This is a genomic window from Pseudomonas sp. LBUM1640, from assembly GCF_059716225.1.
Genome location: NZ_CP166816.1, coordinates 6275469 through 6295459 on the forward strand (window position 1 = coordinate 6275469; position 19991 = coordinate 6295459).

Here is a 19991-nt window from a genome sequence, read left to right on the forward strand (position 1 = left end):
AGGGCCTATAGCTCAGTTGGTTAGAGCAGGGGACTCATAATCCCTTGGTCGTAGGTTCGAGTCCTACTGGGCCCACCATACTCAAAGCCGCGCACTGCGCGGCTTTTGCGTGTCTGGCGTATGGGAATAGGCGACGCTGGCTCTCACGCCCTTGCCTGCAATGAAAGATTTGTTAATTGTCCTCAACTGCTGCGGCACAGACCATGGTCGGCCACTCACCCCAGTATGAGGAACTCCGGCTCTATGCCTCAAGCCAACCGATCACCTCACGCTTTTTTTACCCTCAGCCTGCGCACCGCAGGCGCTCTCGCAATCACCCTTGCAACGCTGAACGGCGCACACGCAGCAACGCCTGCCCCGGCCACCATCAAGGCGTACAAACTTTGCACCGGCGCAGACAACGCCTCGCACGTTTTGGAGGGCACCATCGACCAAAGCATGCGCAACGACGTGACCGCCATTCACTTCAAAACCACTCCGGCACATGCTTCTTACGGCTGGCATAACGACCCAGAGCCGCAATACGTCATGACACTCTCCGGCACCCTGGCATTTGCAACTCGCGACGGCGAGAAATTCACTTTGCACCCGGGTGAAGTGCTGGTCGCTGAAGACAACACCGGCACCGGCCATCGCTGGAACCTGATTGACGACCAGCCATGGCGCCGTGGCTATGTGGTGCTCAAGCCTGGCGCGCCGGACTCGTTTATCCCGAACGATCCCGCCGCTGCGAAAGTGTGCAAGGCACCTTAATCTCGCAGATCGCAGCGCTCCAGCACCGCGCAAGCCTGTAACATGGCGACCCATTGCCGCCCGCACTGGAGCTCTGCCCTTGCCCGTCCTCGATGAAATCGATCGCCAACTGATTGCTGCCTTGCAGATCAACGCCCGCGAAAGCGTGGCCATGCTTGCCCGGCAGTTGGGTATTGCGCGTACCACGGTGACGTCGCGCCTGGCGCGCCTGGAGAAAACCCAGGTGATTACCGGTTATGGCGTACGCCTCGGGCAGCGGGTAGTCGATGGCGGTTTGCAGGCGTATGTCGGGATCACCGTACAAGCGCGTTCGGGCAAGGAAGTGCTGCGCAGGCTGAGTGCGATGGCGCAGGTGCAGCAGCTGTGCGCGGTGAGTGGCGAGTTCGATTACGTGGCCTGGCTGCGCACCGATTCGCCCGAGCAGCTTGATCAGTTGCTGGACCAGATCGGCAGTGTCGACGGCGTGGAGAAAACCACCACGTCGATCATCCTCAGTAACAAATTGGATCGCGGACAACCAATCTGACCACCGCGCTCGTCACTTTGACTAAAAACAGTTCAATCCGACGACACATTGCGTCTTAATTACGTACGCTACGCTGCCTAAACTGGCTGCCATCTTTTCCTATACTCAACGGGCCCAATCCCGCCGAGTCGTCAGTAAGGTCAGCCATGAGCATTCCGTCCAGCACCATCAGCAAGACCAATCGCCACCCCGCCGACGGTAAAAAACCTATCACCATCTTCGGCCCGGATTTTCCGTTTGCCTTTGATGACTGGATCGAACACCCGGCTGGCCTGGGCAGCATTCCGGCCGCCAACCATGGCGCCGAAGTGGCGATTGTCGGTGCAGGGATCGCGGGCCTGGTGGCCGCTTATGAGCTGATGAAGCTGGGCCTCAAGCCGGTGGTGTATGAGGCCTCGAAAATGGGCGGCCGCTTGCGCTCCCAGGCGTTTGAAGGGGCCGAAGGCATCATCGCCGAGTTGGGTGGCATGCGTTTTCCGGTGTCGTCCACCGCGTTCTACCACTATGTGGACAAGCTGGGCCTGGAGACCAAACCCTTCCCCAACCCGCTGACGCCGGCCTCCGGCAGTACCGTGGTCGACCTCGAAGGCCAGACCCACTACGCGCAAAAACTGTCTGATTTGCCGGTGCTGTTCCAGGAAGTCGCCGATGCGTGGGCGGATGCGCTGGAAGCCGGTTCGCAGTTCGGTGATATCCAGCAAGCCATCCGCGACCGTGACGTACCGCGCCTTAAAGAGCTGTGGAATAAGCTGGTGCCGTTGTGGGACGACCGCACCTTCTATGACTTCGTCGCCACCTCCAAGGCCTTCGCCAAACTGTCTTTCGCGCACCGCGAAGTGTTTGGCCAAGTGGGTTTCGGCACCGGTGGCTGGGACTCGGACTTCCCCAACTCGATGCTGGAAATCTTCCGTGTGGTGATGACCAACTGCGACGACCACCAGCACCTGGTGGTCGGCGGCGTGGCACAAGTGCCCATGGGCATCTGGCGCCACGTACCGGAGCGCTGCGCCCATTGGCCGGCGGGCACCAGCCTCAGTTCGTTGCATCGCGGTGCGCCACGGGCCGGTGTGAGCCGTATTGCCCATGCCGCCGATGGTCGCTTTGCCGTGACCGACAACTATGGCGACACCCGTGAATACGCCGCCGTGCTGACCACCTGCCAAAGCTGGCTGCTGACCACCCAGATCGAATGCGACGAAACCCTGTTCTCGCAAAAGATGTGGATGGCCCTGGACCGCACGCGCTACATGCAATCGTCCAAAACCTTCGTGATGGTCGACCGCCCGTTCTGGAAAGATAAAGACCCGCAAACCGGTCGCGACCTGATGAGCATGACCCTCACCGATCGCCTGACCCGTGGCACTTACCTGTTCGACAACGGCGACGACAAGCCAGGCGTGATTTGCCTGTCGTATTCGTGGATGAGCGACGCGCTGAAAATGCTCCCGCAGCCCATCGATAAGCGGGTGAAACTGGCGCTCGATGCGCTGAAAAAAATCTACCCGAAAGTCGACATCAAGGCGCGCATCATCGGCGACCCGATTACCGTGTCCTGGGAAGCCGACCCGCATTTCCTCGGTGCTTTCAAAGGCGCGTTGCCCGGCCACTATCGCTACAACCAGCGGATGTATGCGCACTTTATGCAGAAGGACATGCCCGCCGAACAACGTGGGATTTTTATCGCCGGCGACGACGTCTCCTGGACGCCCGCCTGGGTCGAAGGCGCGGTGCAAACCTCGCTGAACGCGGTGTGGGGCATCATGACCCACTTCGGCGGCAGCACGCATCCGCAGAACCCAGGGCCGGGTGATGTATTCGATGAGATCGGGCCAATCGCCCTGGCCGATTAAGGAGTTGAGCATGCGCGTCGCCCTGTACCAATGCCCGCCGCTACCGCTGGATGTGGCCGGCAACCTCAAGCGTCTGCATCAGCTGGCGCATGAAGCGTCGGATGCCGATGTGCTGGTGCTGCCGGAGATGTTTCTCAGCGGCTACAACATCGGCGCCGAAGCCGTTGGCGCGTTGGCCGAAGCGCAGGATGGCGCCTCGGCACAGGCGATTGCCGCGCTTGCCAAAAGCGCCGGGCTGGCGATTTTGTACGGCTACCCGGAACGGGCCGAGGACGGCCAGATCTACAACGCCGTGCAGTTGATCGACGCCCACGGCCAGCGTCTGTGCAACTACCGCAAGACTCACTTGTTTGGCGACCTGGACCACTCGATGTTCAGTGCCGGGGAAGATGATTTCCCATTGGTGGAATTGAACGGCTGGAAGCTTGGTTTCCTGATCTGCTACGACCTGGAGTTCCCGGAAAACACTCGTCGCCTGGCCCTGGCCGGTGCCGAAGTGATCCTGGTGCCGACCGCCAACATGGTGCCGTTCGACTTTGTCGCCGACGTCACCGTGCGGGCGCGGGCCTTTGAAAACCAGTGTTACGTGGCCTACGCCAACTATTGCGGGCAGGAAGGCGAAATTCACTATTGCGGGCAAAGCAGCATTGCCGCGCCGAATGGCCAGCGCATCGCCCAGGCCGGCCTGGATGAAGCGCTGATTGTCGGGACGCTGGATCGCCAATCCATCATCGATGCCCGTGCCGCCAATCACTACCTGCAAGACCGTCGCCCGCAGTTGTACGGCGCACTGCACAAGCCCTGACCCAGCCGGTTTGTCAGCGGTTTGTTAACATGGCCACATCCTACGTTTCGGAAGTGCCCATGCCTGCGCCGGCCCACCCTCATCACCTGCACCTGACCCTGGCCAACGGCCTGCGGGTTTCCCTGCGCCATGCGCCACGCTTGAAACGTTGCGCTGCCGTTTTACGGGTGGCTGCGGGCAGCCATGACGTGCCATTGGCCTGGCCGGGGCTGGCGCACTTTCTTGAGCATTTGTTGTTTCTCGGCACCGAGCGCTTTCCCACAAGCGAAGGCCTGATGGCCTACGTGCAACGCCACGGCGGGCAGGTCAACGCCAGCACCCGCGAGCGCACCACCGACTTCTTCTTTGAATTGCCACTGGCGAGCTTTGCCGAAGGGCTGGAGCGCCTGGCGAACATGCTGGCTCACCCGCGCCTGGCGATTGAAGATCAGTTGCGTGAGCGCGAAGTGCTGCACGCAGAGTTTGTCGCCTGGTCCCAGGATGCCACGGCGCAGCAGCAGCTCGCGCTGTTCGAAGGCTTGGCGGCGGATCATCCGCTGCGTGGCTTTCATGCCGGGAACAGGGACAGCCTGCCGGTAGAACGTGAGGCATTTCAGCAAGCACTGCGCGAATTCCACGCGCATTTTTACCAAAGCGGGCAGATGACCTTGAGCCTTGCCGGCCCACAAACATTGGATGAGCTGCAAGCCTTGGCGCAGCAATTCAGCGAGGCATTGGCCTCGGGGCCTTTGCACCCACAGGCCGAACCGCCGGCACTGATGCACGGCGCAACACACGCCTATCAACACGCTGCCAATAACCACCTGCACCACGTCATTGCCTGTCACACGCCCCGTGAAGCACTGGATTTTCTGTGCACCTGGCTCAACGCCTCGGCACCCGGTGGCTTACTGGCGCAGCTGAAAGCACAAAAGCTGGCGAGCGCACTGCAAGCATCCGTGCTGTATCAATTCGCCGGGCAAGCGCTGCTGGATATCGACATTACCCTCGGCGCCCAAGGCGATTCGGCTACTCAGATCGAAGCGTTATTGCACGACTGGTTGAGCTTTTTCGCACGCAGCGACTGGGCGCCGTTACGAGAAGAGTTCGCCCTGCTCAACGCTCGCCAACAACAGATCCAGGGCGCCCTGGCACTGGCTCGCAACGACAGCGAAGACCTGTCGGAGCAGGGCGTCGCAGCCCTCAAGCGCCTGCTCGACTCACTGCACCTGCCACGCTCCGAGCAGGCTTGGCAGCTACCGCCCAACAATCCATTCTTGCGCCCACCGGTCAAGGAAGAACGCGCCGGCCTGATTCGCGGCCAGACCAGCGCCCACCGTGGCTTGCGTACCTTTGCCCAGGATCGCTCGCGGGGGCGTCGAGATGCGTCGGCGCTGACCTTCAGCCAAGCGTTGGCGGATGACACTGATGAGGGCGCGTTGTACCTGCATTGGCGGTTTGATTGCGCGGCTCCAGCGGGGTTGGAAAACACGTTGCAACCGTTGCGCGAGCATGCCCGCCAGGCCGGAATCGAATTGACTTTCGAAACACTCGCCAATGACTGGATGGTGAAAATGGTCGGCCTTCACGAGCCCATGCCGGCCGTGCTCGAAGCACTGGCGCTTAACCTGGGCCGGTCCGCCGAGCCGCCGTCGCCATCCGCCCAAACGCCGATGATTGCCATCCGAGAACTGCTCAAGGCGTTACCCGCTTACTGTGTCGGTACTGGCGCTGGGCCGAGTGAGACACCAGCGTCATGGGCCACCGCACGCTGGCAAGGCCTGGGCGCAGGTTTGCCCGCAACGTGTGAGGCGGCTATCAAGACCGCCGCAGCGCGATTGCCTGGCCAGCCGGCAAGCCTCGAATACACGCCCCAAAACCTCGACGGCCAGCGGCTCTGGCACGAGATAAAAACCGACTCCAGCGAAGCCGCGTTGCTGCTGTTTTGCCCGGCGCCAACCCAATCCCTGGCCGATGAAGCGGCATGGCGATTGCTCGGGCATCTGCTCCAAGGGCCGTTCTACCAGCGCCTGCGGGTAGAACTGCAAATCGGCTACGCCGTATTCAGCGGCATCCGACAGATCAACGGGCAAACCGGCCTGCTGTTTGGTGTTCAATCCCCCAGCGTTTCCCTGACCGGGATCATCGAACACCTGCAGACCTTCCTGGCGCAACTGCCGGCGTTGATCAACAACAGTACCGACCTTGGTAACCGGAACCTGGCGCAGCAATTCACTGCCCAGGCACTGCCTGTCGCCCAAGCCGCCGACCTGCTCTGGCAGGCGCAACTGGCTGGCCATTCGTCGGGTTACCTGGAGCAGCTTCAGCGACTGATCCAAAGCCGCACGCACGCAGATCTGCAGCACGCCGCACGGCAGCTCAACGACGCTGCAGGCGGCTGGCGCTGCGTGGCCAACGGCCCGCGCTGTAAGGATTTCTGGCACACAGCAGGCTGATCATTGCTGGCCCTGCAAAAGGCTTTTGCCACCAAGACAGCGCTAACTTGAAAAGAATTGCGTAACATTCATACGCACACCTCTGAACATCTCCGGTTGGAGGTGGACTATATGTATTACTGAGTAGTGAACGTCCCATCCCTTCGTAGGAGTATGAATATGTCTTGGTCCAAACCTGCTTACACTGATCTGCGTATTGGTTTCGAAGTCACCATGTACTTCGCCAGCCGTTAATTGGCTGAGTAATACAACGCCTCGGTTCGCCCGGGGCGTTTTTGTTTTGAGCTTTGATGGAGCGACCATGTTTGTCCAGATTCTAGGTTCCGCCGCCGGCGGTGGCTTCCCGCAGTGGAACTGCAACTGCGTGAACTGCGCAGGCTTTCGCGACGGCAGCCTGCGGGCCCAGGCGCGCACCCAGTCGTCCATCGCGATCTCCGACGATGGCGTGAATTGGGTGCTGTGCAATGCGTCGCCGGATATCCGCGCGCAACTGCAAGGCTTTGCACCGATGCAACCCGGCCGCGCGCTGCGCGATACCGGCATCAGCGCGATCATCCTGATGGACAGCCAGATCGATCACACCACCGGCCTGTTGAGCCTGCGCGAAGGCTGCCCGCACCAGGTATGGTGCACCGACATGGTCCATGAAGACCTGAGCACCGGCTTCCCGCTGTTCACCATGCTCACGCATTGGAATGGCGGCCTGGCCTGGAACCGCATCGAGCTGGACGCCAGCTTCACCATCCCGGCCTGCCCCAACCTGCGCTTCACCCCGCTGCCACTGCGCAGCGCCGCACCGCCCTACTCGCCGCACCGCTTCGACCCGCACCCAGGCGACAACATCGGCCTGATCGTCGAAGACCTGCGCACCGGCGGCAAACTGTTCTACGCCCCAGGCCTGGGCAAGGTCGACGCGCCGCTGCTGGAAATCATGGCCGGCAGCGACTGCCTGCTGGTGGACGGCACGATGTGGGATGACGATGAAATGCAGCGCCGTGGCGTCGGCACCCGCACCGGTCGCGAGATGGGCCACCTGGCGCAAAACGGCCCCGGCGGCATGCTGGAAGTACTGGAGCAGTTGCCCGAGCAGCGCAAGGTGCTTATCCACATCAACAACACCAACCCGATCCTCGATGAAGACTCCCCCGAGCGCGCTGAGTTGGTGCGGCGTAATGTCGAAGTGGCTTACGACGGCATGAGCATTGAATTGTAGGAGCACACCACATGACTGACACACCGCTGACGCCCGCTGAGTTCGAGCATGCCCTACGGGCCAAAGGCGCCTTCTACCATATCCATCACCCGTACCACGTGGCGATGTATGAAGGCCGCGCCACCCGCGAGCAGATCCAGGGCTGGGTCGCCAACCGTTTCTATTATCAGGTGAACATCCCGCTCAAAGACGCCGCGATTCTGGCCAACTGCCCGGACCGCGAGATCCGCCGCGAGTGGATTCAGCGCCTGCTCGACCACGACGGCGCCCCCGGTGAAGACGGCGGCATCGAAGCCTGGCTGCGTCTGGGCCAGGCGGTCGGCCTCGACCCGGACCAACTGCGTTCCCAGGAACTGGTGCTACCCGGCGTGCGTTTTGCGGTAGATGCCTACGTCAACTTCGCGCGCCGCGCCAGCTGGCAAGAAGCCGCCAGCAGCTCGCTGACCGAACTGTTCGCCCCGCAGATCCACCAATCGCGGCTCGACAGTTGGCCGCAGCACTACCCGTGGATCGACCCGGCCGGTTATGAATATTTCCGTACCCGCTTGGGCCAGGCCCGACGCGATGTGGAGCACGGTCTGGCGATTACGCTGCAGCACTACACCACCCGCGAGGGCCAGGAACGCATGCTGGAAATTCTCCAGTTCAAACTGGACATCCTGTGGAGCATGCTGGATGCCATGAGCATGGCCTACGAACTGAACCGCCCGCCCTATCACAGCGTGACCGAGCAGCGGGTGTGGCATAAAGGGATCACCCTATGAGTTTTGATCGCAGCAGAACACCGACCTGGCGCCAGGGCTACCGCTACCAATACGAGCCGGCGCAAAAAGGCCACGTGTTGCTCTACCCCGAAGGCATGATCAAGCTCAACGACAGCGCCGCGCTGATCGGTGGTTTGATCGACGGCGAGCGCGACGTGGCGGCGATCATCGCCGAGTTGGATAAACAATTCCCCGGTGTGCCTGAGCTCGGTAAAGACATCGAGCAATTCATGGAGGTCGCCCGTGCTGAGCACTGGATCACCCTTGCCTGAAAAACCGCCCATTGGCCTGCCACTGTGGCTGCTCGCCGAGCTGACTTATCGCTGCCCGTTGCAATGCCCGTATTGCTCCAACCCGCTGGACTTTGCCGAACAGGGCAAGGAGCTGAGCACCGAGCAGTGGATCAAGGTGTTTCGCGAAGCGCGGGAGATGGGTGCCGCGCAGTTGGGCTTTTCCGGCGGCGAACCGCTGGTACGCCAGGACCTTGCCGAGCTGATCGCCGAGGCGCGCAAGCTTGGGTTTTACACCAACCTGATCACGTCCGGCATCGGCCTCACCGAGCAGAAGATCAGTGACTTCAAGAAGGCCGGGCTGGACCATATCCAGATCAGCTTCCAGGCCAGCGACGAACAGGTGAACAACCTGCTGGCCGGCTCAAAAAAAGCCTTCGCGCAAAAGCTCGAAATGGCCCGTGCAGTAAAGGCCCATGGCTATCCGATGGTGCTGAACTTCGTTACCCATCGGCACAATATCGACAAGATCGACCGCATTATCGAGCTGTGCATCGCGCTGGAAGCCGACTTCGTCGAACTCGCCACGTGCCAATTCTATGGTTGGGCGCAGCTCAATCGTGTGGGATTGTTGCCGACGAAAGAACAGCTGGTGCGCGCCGAACGCATCACCAACGAATACCGCGCCAAGCTCGAAGCCGAAGGCCACCCGTGCAAGCTGATCTTTGTGACGCCGGATTACTACGAAGAACGCCCCAAAGCCTGCATGAACGGTTGGGGCAGCATCTTTCTGACCGTAACGCCGGACGGTACTGCCCTGCCCTGCCACGGTGCCCGACAGATGCCGGTGCAGTTTCCCAATGTGCGCGACCACAGCATGCAGCACATCTGGTACGACTCATTTGGCTTTAACCGCTTTCGCGGCTACGACTGGATGCCCGAGCCGTGCCGTTCATGCGACGAGAAGGAAAAGGACTTCGGCGGCTGCCGGTGCCAGGCCTTCATGCTCACGGGGGACGCGAGCAACGCCGACCCGGTGTGCAGCAAGTCCGAGCAGCACGGCATCATCCTGCAAGCGCGGGAAGAAGCCGAGCACGCCACTCAGACCATCGAGCAGTTGGCCTTTCGCAACGAGCGCAACTCACGGCTCATCGCAAAAGGCTGAGGGTTTTAGCGTTTGGCGATGATGTACACAGCGTGAATGATGCCCGGGAAGTAACCGCACAGGGTCAGCAGGATGTTCAGCCAGAACGCGCCGGCGAAGCCCACTTGCAGGAACACACCCAGTGGCGGCAGCAGAATGGCGATGATGATACGAATGATATCCATGGGTCAGCTCCAGAAAATCGGCTCGTGTGAGCCGTGTAGCTAATCGACCTTGGGCGCTCGTGAGGGTTCAGTGAGATCTGGCACTGGGCCATCCTGAAATGAGCAGACAAAAAAACGCCCCCAGCCAAAAGAATCAGGCTGGAGGCGCCGCGTATGCCGCGAGACGGTTCGGGAATGAGTGTTTAAACGGCGATGCCCTTGCGGCATTGCAGTTGTGCGGTGCGCACGCGGGAGAAGGCGCGGGCCAGGCGCAGGAGCATTTCGTCGATGTTGCTTTTGCTGATCGTCAGGGCTGGGGTGAAGCGCAGGCAATTGGGTTGCGGGGCGTTGAGGATCAGGCCTTCATGCAGGGCTGCTTTTACGACGGCATCTGCAGAATCATCCGACAACGTAAGGCCCCACATCAGGCCATGGCCGCGTAATTGGCCGTGGTCGTAGCGATAAGCCAAACGGGCGAGGCCTTCGCCCAGGTAGAGGCCTGACTCACGGACGTGTTCGAGAAAGCCGCGTTCCAACACCGTATCGAGCACTGCCACTCCCGCCGATGCCATTAATGCATTCCCATGATGGGTGCCTTCCAATTCGCCCACTTCGAAGCAGCAAGCTTTGCCGCGCGCCAACAACGCCGCCAGCGGCACGCCGCCGCCCAGGCCTTTGCCGAGGGTGATGATGTCGGCGCGCACGCCGTACTGTTGTTCGGCGAGCAAGCTGGCGCAACGGCCGATGCCGGTTTGCACCTCATCGAGGATCAAAAGGATTCCCAGCTCGCGACACAGTCGCTCAACACCTTTGAGATAGTGCTCGGTGGCGGGAATAACCCCGGCTTCACTCTGGATCGGCTCCAGCATGATGGCGACAGTCTGTGCATCCACCGCCGCGTGCAGGGCCGGCAGGTCGTTGAAAGGCACGTGGCTGAAACCCGGCAATTGCGGCTCAAAGCGGTTTGCGCCAGCACCGCTCGAGGCGGCCATCGCCGCGAAACTGCGGCCGTGGCAGCCGTTGCTGGCGCTGATGATGCGATAAGCCCCACCGCGATGCAGTTGGCCCCATTTGCGCGCCAGTTTGATCGCGGCTTCGCAGGCTTCCGCGCCGCTATTGAGCAAGTAACCCTGATCGCTGCCGGTGTGATGGCACAGCCGATCGACGAGGTTCAGTTGGGCGCGGTTGTGCAGGCCATTGCCTGGGTTGATCAGCGCCTGAGCCTGATCGGCCAGGGCCGTGATCAATATTTGCGGGCTATGGCCAAGGCTGTTGGCGGCGCTGCCCTGGCTGAAATCCAGATACGCACGCTCGTCGCTGTCCCAGAGCCAGGAGCCCTGGCCACGCACGAACACCTGCGCAGGCCTTGCCGCGGTGGGCATCAGGCTTTCACCGGTGAGGTCATGTGGCGCGTCCAGGATCAAATCGTCCAGGCTCGGCGCAGGGCGACGAAACAGATTCACAGCTCACCCCCGATGGCAACCGGACCTTGGTCGGTGCCCCGTGCAAACACGGCCTGGAGGTGTTTTGCCTTGCCTATGTAAACGCTATCAACAAATACGCTGTTCATTGCCAGATCCGGCCCTGTAAGCCCTGCGAATAGGCGCTAGACTAGGCCTCTGAGCGGCCACCGGCCATTTCGATTTTCCAGCTTTTTCGATAAGTAACTCTTATGGATTTCAAGCAACTGCGTTATTTCGTCGCGGTGTATGAGGAAGGCCACGTGGGCCGTGCTGCGGAGCGTCTGTCGATCTCTCAACCGGCCTTGTCGCAACAGATTCGCCAGCTGGAGCAGAACCTGGACGTGAGCCTGTTCGAGCGCAGCAGCAAACGCCTGTTACCGACTCTGGCCGCGCACACCTTGTACAACCATGCATTGCCGCTGATTGATGGCCTGCAGCAAGCGGTCGAAGCCTTGCGCAACTTCAAGGGCCAGGCGATGCGCACCTTGGCCATCGGCGTGCTGCAAACCGTGCACACCAGCCTCGTCCCGCAAATGCTTGAGCGCGTGCGCAAGGCCCAACCGCATTTGGTGGTGCAGATCTACGAATTGACGGGGCTGGAGATTGAGCGCCGGCTGCTTAACGGCTCGCTGGACATCGGCATCAGCTACCTGCCGCCGCGCCAGCCGGGGCTGCACGGTGTGCTGTTGTATGAAGATGAATTGAAGGTGGTGATACCCGAAGACCATCCCCTGCGCGAATTCAAGAAAGTCTCGCTCAAACAGGCCGCCGAATTGCCGATGTTGCTGTTGGGGGAAGAGTTTCAAGTGCGGCAGATCTGGCAGGGCCAGCTCGCCAACCTGGGCCGGCGGCCGCAAGTGCAGGCGGAGCTCAATACGATGATTGGGATACTCGACAGCCTGCCGCATACCAAACTGGCGACGGTGCTGCCCGGGCGCTCCCAGGACGAGCACAACAGCAAGGCGTTGCTGTGGAAACCCTTGAGTGAGCCGAGAGTGCCGCTGAAAGTCGGCCTGGTGTACCGCGACGTACAGCGCCAGCAAGCCACGGTGGCGCTGCTGCGCACCTTGCTGGAAGACGTGATGAATGCCCCGCAGGCATCTGCCTGACTTTTTCGCAGGCAAAAGAAAACCCCGCCGAAGCGGGGCTTTGCAGACTGTTTCCCTGACATCCATTTCACTCCGCCATCCTGGCAGAATCCTACGTGTCCCTGTTGTTGCTTTGCGCTTCCTGCGCGACGTCCATGTGAAGTAGATTATCCGTGGATCCAATTTGGCGATAGAGGACGAATAGCAGCACGTCATGTAAGAGAATGCTTACACGCCCTCAAAGCCCTTAAAACAGTGCTTCATCCAGCAAAAATAGCGATTCGCTACCGGCTTTTACCGAAGCACTCAGCGAATGAATACGCGGCAGCAAGCGCGCAAAGTAGAAACGTGCGGTGCCCAGTTTGCTGGCATAGAAGTCTTCCTCAGCCTCTCTGCCCCACGCCGCCTCGGCCATGCGTGCCCACATATAGGCGTAAGCCATGTAGCCAAAGGCGTGCAGGTACTCCACCGACGCTGCGCCGATTTCATTCGGGTTGGTCTTGGCGCGGTCCAGCACCCAGGCAGTCAACTCATCCAGGTTATCCACCGCCGCGCTGAGCGGGCGGGTGAACTCACCCAGTTCGGTGCCCGCCGTGGCGATGAACTGGCGGATCTCGTCGGCGAACAAGGTGTAGAACGCACCGCCGCTGCCGACAATCTTACGCCCCATCAAGTCCAGCGCCTGAATGCCGTTGGTGCCTTCGTAGATCTGGGTAATGCGCACATCCCGAACAAGCTGCTCCTGGCCCCACTCGCGAATGTAGCCGTGGCCACCAAACACCTGCTGGCCGAGCACGGTGGTTTCCAGGCCCAGGTCGCTGAGGAACGCTTTGGCGACCGGCGTCAGCAGCGCCACCAGATTGTCGGCACGCTCGCGGGCGACGGCGTCTTCGCTGAACTTGGCGATATCCAACTGTGTAGCCACGTAAGTGGAGAACGCGCGGCCACCTTCGTTGGAAGCCTTCATGGTCAGCAGCATGCGGCGCACGTCGGGGTGCACGATGATCGGGTCAGCGACTTTGTTCTTGGCCTGGGCGCCGGTCGGCGAACGGCTTTGCAGACGGTCACGCGCATATTCAATCGCGTTCTGATAGGAGCGTTCACCCGACGCCAAGCCCTGGATACCCACCCCCAGGCGCTCGTAGTTCATCATGGTGAACATCGCCGCCAAACCACGGTTAGGCTCACCCACCAGGTAACCCACGGCTGCGTCGAAGTTCATCACGCAGGTCGCGGACGCCTGGATACCCATCTTGTGCTCGATGGAGCCACAGCTCACCGGGTTACGTGCGCCCAGGCTGCCGTCGGCATTGACCATGAACTTGGGCACCAGGAACAGCGAGATGCCCTTGGGACCGGCCGGCGCATCCGGCAGCTTGGCCAGCACCAGATGGATGATGTTTTCGGTGAGATCGTGTTCGCCGCCAGTGATAAAAATCTTGGTGCCGCTGATCGTGTAAGAGCCGTCCGCCTGAGGCTCGGCCTTGGTGCGGATAATCCCCAGGTCGGTCCCGGCATGCGCTTCGGTCAGGCACATGGAGCCGGCCCATTCGCCGGAATACATCTTCGGCAAGTAAATGGCTTTGAGTGCTTCGCTCGCGTGGGTGTTGATCGACACGCAGGCGCCGGACGTCAGCATCGGGTACAGGCCGAACGCCAAACTCGACGAGTTGATCATCTCTTCAACCTGGGCCGAAACTGCCTTGGGCATGCCCATGCCGCCGAAGATCGGGTCACCGCCTACGCCCACCCAGCCGCCTTCGGCGTAGGTTTTGTAAGCCTGTGGAAAACCCTCCGGCGTGCTGACCACGGTGTCCGCCCAGCGGCAGCCTTGCTCATCGCCGTTACGGCTGAGCGGCGCGATGGACTTGGCGGTGACTTTGCCGGCCTCCTCCAGGATCGCCTCGACGGTTTCGGCATCCACGGTGTCTGCCAATGCCGGCAATTGGGCCCAAGTCTTGGCGACCTCAAATACTTCGTTGAGGACGAAGCGCATATCACGCAGCGGCGCTTTGTAATCAGCCATGGCAAACCTCGTGAGAACGTGAAAAGTGATTCGGTAGGATCGGTTTTACAAGCTCCGAGTGTACCCGAACAACTTTTCAGACACATAGGGTCCGTTCGTGACTATTAAGTATTTATAAGTCACACATGGATCTAATGTGGGAGCTGGCTTGCCTGCGATGGCATCACCGCCGTTTCACTGACGTACCGAGGTGACTGCATCGCAGGCAAGCCAGCTCCCACACAAGCCCGCACACAGTTAGCCGCAGGAGAATCAGCCGCCTACAGGGCAAACAACTGAGCAGGTAAGCTCATCAGGCACTCACTGCCCGCTTCCACTGCGGCCCGGTGCGAGGCCGTACGCGGCAGCAAACGCTTGAAGTAAAAGTCGCAGGTAGCCAGTTTGGCTTTGGCAAACTCGGCATCGTCTTGTGCCTGCGCCGCTATCGCCATGCGCAACCACAGGTAGGCGAGAATGATGTAACCGCTGTACATCAAGTAATCCACCGCCGCTGCGCCCACTTCATCCGGGTTTTTCATGGCGGCCATGCCGACCTGCACCGTCAACTCGCCCCATTGCTGGTTCAGTTGATTGAGCTGTGCCACATGCGCCTTGAGCTGCGGATGCTCAGCATTTGCCGCGCAGAACGTATGCACAATTTTGGTGAAACCGCGTAACAGCTTGCCCTGGCTGCCGAGCACCTTGCGCCCTAGCAGGTCGAGCGCCTGGATGCCGTTGGTGCCTTCATAGATCGGCGCAATGCGGGCATCACGCGCCAATTGCTCCATGCCCCATTCGCGGATGTAGCCATGGCCGCCGAATATCTGCATACCGTGGTTGGTCACCTCCAGCCCCGTATCGGTCATAAAGGCTTTGCAGATCGGGGTAAGGAACGCCAACAGGTCTTCGGCTTCCTGGCGTTGGCCGGCATCGCTGCCCAGGTGCGCGGTGTCGAGCAATTGCGCGGTGAAGTAGGTCAGCGCGCGGTTGCCTTCGTTGAAGGCTTTCATGGTCAGCAACATGCGGCGCACATCGGCGTGCACGATGATGGGGTCGGCGGCTTTCTCAGGCGCCTTGGCGCCGGTCAACGAGCGCATTTGCAGGCGGTCGTTGGCGTACTTGATGGCGCCCTGGAAACTCGCTTCGCCATTGCACAAGCCCTGCATGCCGGTGCCCAGGCGCGCGTGGTTCATCATGGTGAACATGCAGTTGAGGCCTTTGTTCGCTTCGCCAATGAGGAAGCCCTTGGCACCGTCGAAATTCAGCACGCAAGTGGCCGACGCCTTGATGCCCATCTTGTGCTCGATGGAGCCGCAGTGCACCGCGTTGCGCTCACCCGAATCGGCATGGAACTTGGGCACGATAAACAACGAGATGCCTTTGGTGCCCGCCGGCGCATCCGGCAACTTGGCCAGCACCAAATGGATGATATTGGCGCTCATGTCGTGCTCCCCGGCCGAGATGAAGATTTTGCTGCCGGTGAGCGCATAGCTGCCGTCCGCCTGGGGCACGGCGCGGGTCTTGATCAGCCCCAGGTCGGTGCCGCAATGGGCTTCGGTCAGGCACATGGTGCCGGTCCACTCGCCGGCGGTGAGTTTGGTCAGGTAGGTGGCTTTCTGCTCATCGGTGCCATGGGCGTGGATCGCCGACATTGCGCCGTGGGTCAGCCCCGGGTACATGCCCCAGGACGTGTTGCTGGAACCGATCATTTCGCTCAGCACCAGACCCAAAGAGTGCGGCAAGCCCTGGCCACCGTAGGCTGGGTCCGCCGCCACGCCGTGCCAGCCGCCTTCCACGTACTGCGCGAAGGCTTCCTTGAAGCCCTTGGGCGTCGTCACAACACCGTTGTCGAAGTGGCAGCCTTCTTCATCGCCGCTGCGATTGAGCGGCGAAAGCACGTTTTCGCAGAATTTGGCGCCTTCTTCGAGGATCGCGCTGACCATATCCGGGCTGGCGTCCGTCGCACCCAGCGCGGCGTAATGGCCGTGGAAATCAAACACGTTGTCGATCAGAAAACGCATGTCGCGCAGAGGCGCTTTGTATTCAGGCATGGCGATGTCTCCGGCAGCAGATGGTTTCAACCTACTGCCGGCCACTGGCGCAATCAATCACTGTAGAACCGCTGAATACAGCGCCATCACTCAACCGACAGCACTCTCCATGCGCACTGCGCCACGCCGGGTTTGCCCCGCCGCGACCACGCAGTTACGCCCCGCGCCTTTGGCAGCGTACAGCGCCTGGTCGGCGGATTTGAGCACTTCTTCCGGGGTGCGTTGCTCGGCCTGGCGCTCGGCCACACCGATACTGACGGTCACCGATACACTTGACGCGCCGCTGCCCGCGCGGCGTTGGCGGCCTTGCTGATCGTCGTGGGGGCGGTCCGGGTTGCGCAGCTTGATGTCGTAGTTGGCGATGATCTCGCGAATCTCTTCCAAATGCGGCATGCATTCGTCCAAGGTCTTGCCGGCGAATACCACGGCAAACTCCTCACCACCATAGCGGTAGGCACGCCCGCCGCCATTGACCTTGGACAGCTTGCTGGCCACCAGGCGCAAGACTTGGTCGCCCACATCATGGCCGTGGGTGTCGTTAAAGCGTTTGAAGTGGTCGACGTCACTCATCGCCAGCACATAGTTGCGCCCCAGCCGCTGCATGCGCTCGTTGAGCGCGCGGCGGCCCGGCAAGCCGGTCAGCTCATCACGGAAGGCCATTTGATAAGCCTCATGCGCCACGCCGGCCGCGATCATCAACATCACCTGGCTGCACATGATGTTCAGGGTAAACGGCAGGATGAAGGTTTGCGGCAACATCCAGAACAGCCCCAGCAGCCCCACCAGTTGCGCGGCGTGCAAAGGACGCGGCTGATACCAGTACTGCGCCGCCAGGGTGACAAAACCAATCAGGAACATGGGGTACGACAGCTGGATCAGGCTCATCCATCGGCCATGCAAGGCCGGCCAGCGGATCTCCGCCAGCCAGCTCAACAAGGCCTGCGGAAAACTCTGCTCAAGCGCCAGTGCCACGCTGCCTAAGGCGAAAAGCACGGCGCAGCGGGCTACGAAGTCTCGGAACAGGTGGGTTTTTTCCTGCCACAGCGCATAAATGCTGAACAGCAGTGGCAACAACAGGCAACACAGGTGAAAGACCACCGCCGCATCTTCTCGGACACGACCGTTGTCGCGGTAGTAATCGGTCTGGGTGTCCAACAGGAAGTAAACGACGTACACCGTGACCATCAAGAACAGTTCACGCTGGCGCCGATACACCGCGCAGTACGCACCACCGAGCAGCAACACCAAGGTCGGCAGCACGTTAAACAGCGAGGTGAAGAAGACGTTGAGATCTTTGACATACGCAGCCGAGAGCCCGGCCAGCAACAGCAGCAACGAGGGGAGAAAATGACTCAAACGTACAGCGGACGCGCGCGACAAGGGTAAAGCTCCGACCCACTCAAAAAGATGGCACAGTGCCTTCACTGCGCACAGTTAAGCACATTCAATGTGACCTGTATCACATTGCCATCACTTTAACGGCCGTTCGGTCTAATCCCTGAGTGTCACACTGCGGTTTTTTATCACCGCGATGAACAGAGCGATGCGCGAGCTTCCTCTGCCTGTTAGTTCTGACAGTATCCATCAATGGTTATGGCGTGCTTACTAGCGCCTGCCACTCATTTTCGCCCAGAGGGTAGTCGGGACAAGGGAGTGTCCTTTCACACGATGGGAGTCACCACTATGGATACCTTAGTCACCGAACAAGTGCGCACCGGCTCACTGTTCTTGATTCGTAACGCAATACCCAGGCTGCCGCCGCTGGCCGTGGTGGACGCTATCCCCAATACCAACGGCTTGATCCCCCTGCGGGCGGCGGAAAGTGACCTGAAGCTTCGAATCTCGCCGCTGCCGCAGCCCGGGCCTACCGGCACCGAGTGCAGGATCATAGTGTTCAGTGAATCCCCTGTGCCGGGCGAATACCAAGCGGTGGCCTACCAGCGCTATTCGACCTATCCCACAGGGGATATTGAAATAAACGTGCCGCGCTGCATGGTGGGCAACGAGGGCAAGTATCTACTCACCTATATCGTGGACGATGGCAATAACGTTCTGCGCGCGACCGCCAGCACGCCCTTGCGGGTCCAAAAAACCCCACCGTTTGGTTACGAGGTCATCACCGCGCCGCGCCCACTGCTGCCCACGAACCTGGCGACGCCGCTCATTACAGATGAGTATCTGGCCAACAATGACCCGGTCATGTTCCGGATTCCTGAACACCCGGTGACCAACGCTCTAACAAATGCGAGGGGTGTTTTTTACTTAGGCACCACTGCCAGCCATATGGAGGTGCCTTACAACCTGCCGCCCAACGTTGTCGTTAACTTGCCCGACTATCCGGCTATTCGTTATATATCCGTCCCCGCGTCAGTTTTTCGCGCTCGTGGCAACGGCATGCTGCAACTGACTTACCGCCTTCTGACCGAGGCTGGCACCCGCGCTCGGGATTCGTTGATTCTTGAGATCATGGTGGCGTTGCGAATCACACCGTCGAACATTGCCATGCCACGCGTGACCCAGGCAATGGCGCCCGACAACACAGTGACCTTGGCGGATATCAACCAAAGCGGGCAAGGCGGGATCGAGATGTGGCTGGACAGCGCCGACGGCTTGCAATACGGCGACACTCTGACCGGAATCCTGGGTACGAATACCCCCGTGACAACGACATTGACCTATACAGGACAACCGCTCCCTCTGCGGTTTATTGCTACCACGGCGCTACTGCAAACCTATGTTCCGGGCGCCGCCAACAATAATACGCAAAGCACGGTCAAGTTCAGGGTCATCAACGGCGCAACCAGCTACTTCGGGCCTGACAGAACCCTCATCCTCAATTTTTCGCCCCTGATGCAGTTGGCTCCGCCGGTGGTGCGCAACCTGAACAACGGCAGCCTGACCTGCAATTCGCCGCTGCCTGTGAGCGCAACCTACGCAAACCGGTCTATTGAGGTATTTCTTCCACCTTCTGCCCTGTTACGGGCTAACACGTCGGCGACATTGACTTGCGTTCTGAGCCGGCAAGACGATGGTTCGACCCCCATTGCCCCACCGATCACCATAACAGTACCGATTTCACCGAACGCTTCAACAGTGGGGCAGACCGTAAACGTGCCTTACTCGACTACAATGCGGCTCATCGGCAGAGGCGTGATGTATTTCAGCTATACGACGCCGAGTGCTACCGGGCAAGTGCTTCAATCGCAGCCTTTGGCAATTGCGGTCAGGGGTGTCCTGCCCGGCAACTTCTATTGCGACGGAACACCTTTTGTCCCGACCCCTTAGCTGCAGTTTTTCAGCGCCCACAAAAAAGCCGCCACTCCAGAAGGAGCGGCGGCTTTTTAAAGAACCGGCCGAAAGTTAGTAACCCAGGTCGACTTATCTTGTGTCATCTCGCGACATTCCCGCATAGGCCAGCGGTTAGTTTAAGCGAAAAAAAAAGACAACCTAGGGTTAAGCTGCCCCAATACATTTTCAAAGCAGTGTTCTGAGGTGACCAA

Annotated in this window: 17 protein-coding genes and 1 tRNA gene; 13 read left to right on the forward strand and 5 right to left on the reverse strand. The window is 60.3% G+C overall.

What is annotated here, in order from left to right:
• The first annotated feature begins 1 nt into the window (after position 1).
• The 11 genes from ACA065_RS27955 (at position 2) to pqqE (ending at position 9741) form a co-directional block, all read left to right on the forward strand.
• Positions 2 to 78: transfer RNA gene (locus ACA065_RS27955), tRNA-Ile, on the forward strand.
• Between the two features lie 165 nt (positions 79 to 243).
• Positions 244 to 753, forward strand: coding sequence for a cupin domain-containing protein (locus tag ACA065_RS27960; RefSeq protein WP_497692363.1), 510 nt, complete (start codon positions 244 to 246; stop codon positions 751 to 753).
• Between the two features lie 79 nt (positions 754 to 832).
• Positions 833 to 1279, forward strand: coding sequence for an Lrp/AsnC family transcriptional regulator (locus tag ACA065_RS27965; protein ID WP_078734923.1), 447 nt, complete (start codon positions 833 to 835; stop codon positions 1277 to 1279).
• Between the two features lie 167 nt (positions 1280 to 1446).
• Positions 1447 to 3129, forward strand: coding sequence for a flavin monoamine oxidase family protein (locus ACA065_RS27970; protein WP_497695429.1), 1683 nt, complete (start codon positions 1447 to 1449; stop codon positions 3127 to 3129).
• Between the two features lie 10 nt (positions 3130 to 3139).
• On the forward strand, positions 3140 to 3934 hold the full coding sequence (locus ACA065_RS27975; protein WP_497692364.1) for a carbon-nitrogen hydrolase family protein: 795 nt from the start codon (positions 3140 to 3142) through the stop codon (positions 3932 to 3934).
• 59 nt (positions 3935 to 3993) lie between these two features.
• A complete protein-coding gene (pqqF, locus tag ACA065_RS27980; protein ID WP_497695430.1) occupies positions 3994 to 6369 on the forward strand; it encodes a pyrroloquinoline quinone biosynthesis protein PqqF in 2376 nt (791 codons plus the stop codon).
• Positions 6370 to 6528: 159 nt separating this feature from the next.
• On the forward strand, positions 6529 to 6603 hold the full coding sequence (pqqA, locus tag ACA065_RS27985) for a pyrroloquinoline quinone precursor peptide PqqA (RefSeq protein WP_009045898.1): 75 nt from the start codon (positions 6529 to 6531) through the stop codon (positions 6601 to 6603).
• A 67-nt stretch (positions 6604 to 6670) separates the two neighbouring features.
• Positions 6671 to 7582 carry a pyrroloquinoline quinone biosynthesis protein PqqB gene (gene pqqB, locus ACA065_RS27990; RefSeq protein ID WP_032883902.1) on the forward strand — a complete coding sequence of 304 codons (912 nt, stop codon included), beginning with the start codon at positions 6671 to 6673 and terminating at the stop codon, positions 7580 to 7582.
• Between the two features lie 11 nt (positions 7583 to 7593).
• Positions 7594 to 8346, forward strand: a complete 753-nt coding sequence (gene pqqC / locus ACA065_RS27995; protein WP_053258334.1) for a pyrroloquinoline-quinone synthase PqqC — start codon at positions 7594 to 7596, stop codon at positions 8344 to 8346.
• On the forward strand, positions 8343 to 8618 hold the full coding sequence (pqqD, locus tag ACA065_RS28000; RefSeq protein ID WP_497692365.1) for a pyrroloquinoline quinone biosynthesis peptide chaperone PqqD: 276 nt from the start codon (positions 8343 to 8345) through the stop codon (positions 8616 to 8618). The genes pqqC and pqqD overlap by 4 nt, the downstream gene beginning before the upstream one ends.
• Entirely contained in the window at positions 8611 to 9741 is a 1131-nt protein-coding gene (gene pqqE / locus ACA065_RS28005; RefSeq protein ID WP_064454410.1) for a pyrroloquinoline quinone biosynthesis protein PqqE, read from the forward strand. The genes pqqD and pqqE overlap by 8 nt, the downstream gene beginning before the upstream one ends.
• Positions 9742 to 9746: 5 nt before the next feature.
• Here the strand turns inward: pqqE and ACA065_RS28010 are convergent, their stop codons facing one another.
• Entirely contained in the window at positions 9747 to 9905 is a 159-nt protein-coding gene (locus tag ACA065_RS28010) for a YqaE/Pmp3 family membrane protein (RefSeq protein WP_010207008.1), read from the reverse strand.
• 182 nt (positions 9906 to 10087) lie between these two features.
• Positions 10088 to 11347 carry an aspartate aminotransferase family protein gene (locus tag ACA065_RS28015; RefSeq protein WP_497692366.1) on the reverse strand — a complete coding sequence of 420 codons (1260 nt, stop codon included), beginning with the start codon at positions 11345 to 11347 and terminating at the stop codon, positions 10088 to 10090.
• A 209-nt stretch (positions 11348 to 11556) separates the two neighbouring features.
• Here ACA065_RS28015 and ACA065_RS28020 point away from each other — a divergent pair, with 209 nt between their 5' ends.
• A complete protein-coding gene (locus ACA065_RS28020) occupies positions 11557 to 12456 on the forward strand; it encodes a LysR family transcriptional regulator (protein WP_497692367.1) in 900 nt (299 codons plus the stop codon).
• A gap of 226 nt (positions 12457 to 12682) precedes the next feature.
• On the opposite strand, the gene ACA065_RS28025 is transcribed toward ACA065_RS28020, so the two are convergent.
• The 3 genes from ACA065_RS28025 to ACA065_RS28035 form a co-directional block, all read right to left on the reverse strand.
• Positions 12683 to 14461 carry an acyl-CoA dehydrogenase C-terminal domain-containing protein gene (locus tag ACA065_RS28025; RefSeq protein WP_497692368.1) on the reverse strand — a complete coding sequence of 593 codons (1779 nt, stop codon included), beginning with the start codon at positions 14459 to 14461 and terminating at the stop codon, positions 12683 to 12685.
• A gap of 260 nt (positions 14462 to 14721) precedes the next feature.
• Entirely contained in the window at positions 14722 to 16491 is a 1770-nt protein-coding gene (locus tag ACA065_RS28030; RefSeq protein ID WP_497692369.1) for an acyl-CoA dehydrogenase C-terminal domain-containing protein, read from the reverse strand.
• Between the two features lie 90 nt (positions 16492 to 16581).
• On the reverse strand, positions 16582 to 17871 hold the full coding sequence (locus ACA065_RS28035; protein WP_497692370.1) for a GGDEF domain-containing protein: 1290 nt from the start codon (positions 17869 to 17871) through the stop codon (positions 16582 to 16584).
• A 303-nt stretch (positions 17872 to 18174) separates the two neighbouring features.
• On the opposite strand from ACA065_RS28035, the gene ACA065_RS28040 reads away from it, so the two are divergent.
• The gene (locus ACA065_RS28040; protein ID WP_497692371.1) at positions 18175 to 19776 is read left to right on the forward strand and encodes a hypothetical protein; all 1602 of its coding nucleotides are present in this window, start codon (positions 18175 to 18177) and stop codon (positions 19774 to 19776) included.
• The last annotated feature ends 215 nt before the right edge of the window (positions 19777 to 19991 follow it).

Bases quoted from the DNA above. Each gene is read 5' to 3' on its own strand.
- ACA065_RS27960 (WP_497692363.1), top strand. From the start codon at position 244: ATGCCTCAAGCCAACCGATCACCTCACGCTTTTTTTACCCTCAGCCTG.
- ACA065_RS27975 (WP_497692364.1), top strand. From the start codon at position 3,140: ATGCGCGTCGCCCTGTACCAATGCCCGCCGCTACCGCTGGATGTGGCC.
- pqqF (WP_497695430.1), top strand. From the start codon at position 3,994: ATGCCTGCGCCGGCCCACCCTCATCACCTGCACCTGACCCTGGCCAAC.
- pqqB (WP_032883902.1), top strand. From the start codon at position 6,671: ATGTTTGTCCAGATTCTAGGTTCCGCCGCCGGCGGTGGCTTCCCGCAG.
- pqqC (WP_053258334.1), top strand. From the start codon at position 7,594: ATGACTGACACACCGCTGACGCCCGCTGAGTTCGAGCATGCCCTACGG.
- pqqD (WP_497692365.1), top strand. From the start codon at position 8,343: ATGAGTTTTGATCGCAGCAGAACACCGACCTGGCGCCAGGGCTACCGC.
- ACA065_RS28010 (WP_010207008.1), bottom strand. From the start codon at position 9,905: ATGGATATCATTCGTATCATCATCGCCATTCTGCTGCCGCCACTGGGT.
- ACA065_RS28020 (WP_497692367.1), top strand. From the start codon at position 11,557: ATGGATTTCAAGCAACTGCGTTATTTCGTCGCGGTGTATGAGGAAGGC.
- ACA065_RS28025 (WP_497692368.1), bottom strand. From the start codon at position 14,461: ATGGCTGATTACAAAGCGCCGCTGCGTGATATGCGCTTCGTCCTCAAC.
- ACA065_RS28030 (WP_497692369.1), bottom strand. From the start codon at position 16,491: ATGCCTGAATACAAAGCGCCTCTGCGCGACATGCGTTTTCTGATCGAC.
- ACA065_RS28040 (WP_497692371.1), top strand. From the start codon at position 18,175: ATGGATACCTTAGTCACCGAACAAGTGCGCACCGGCTCACTGTTCTTG.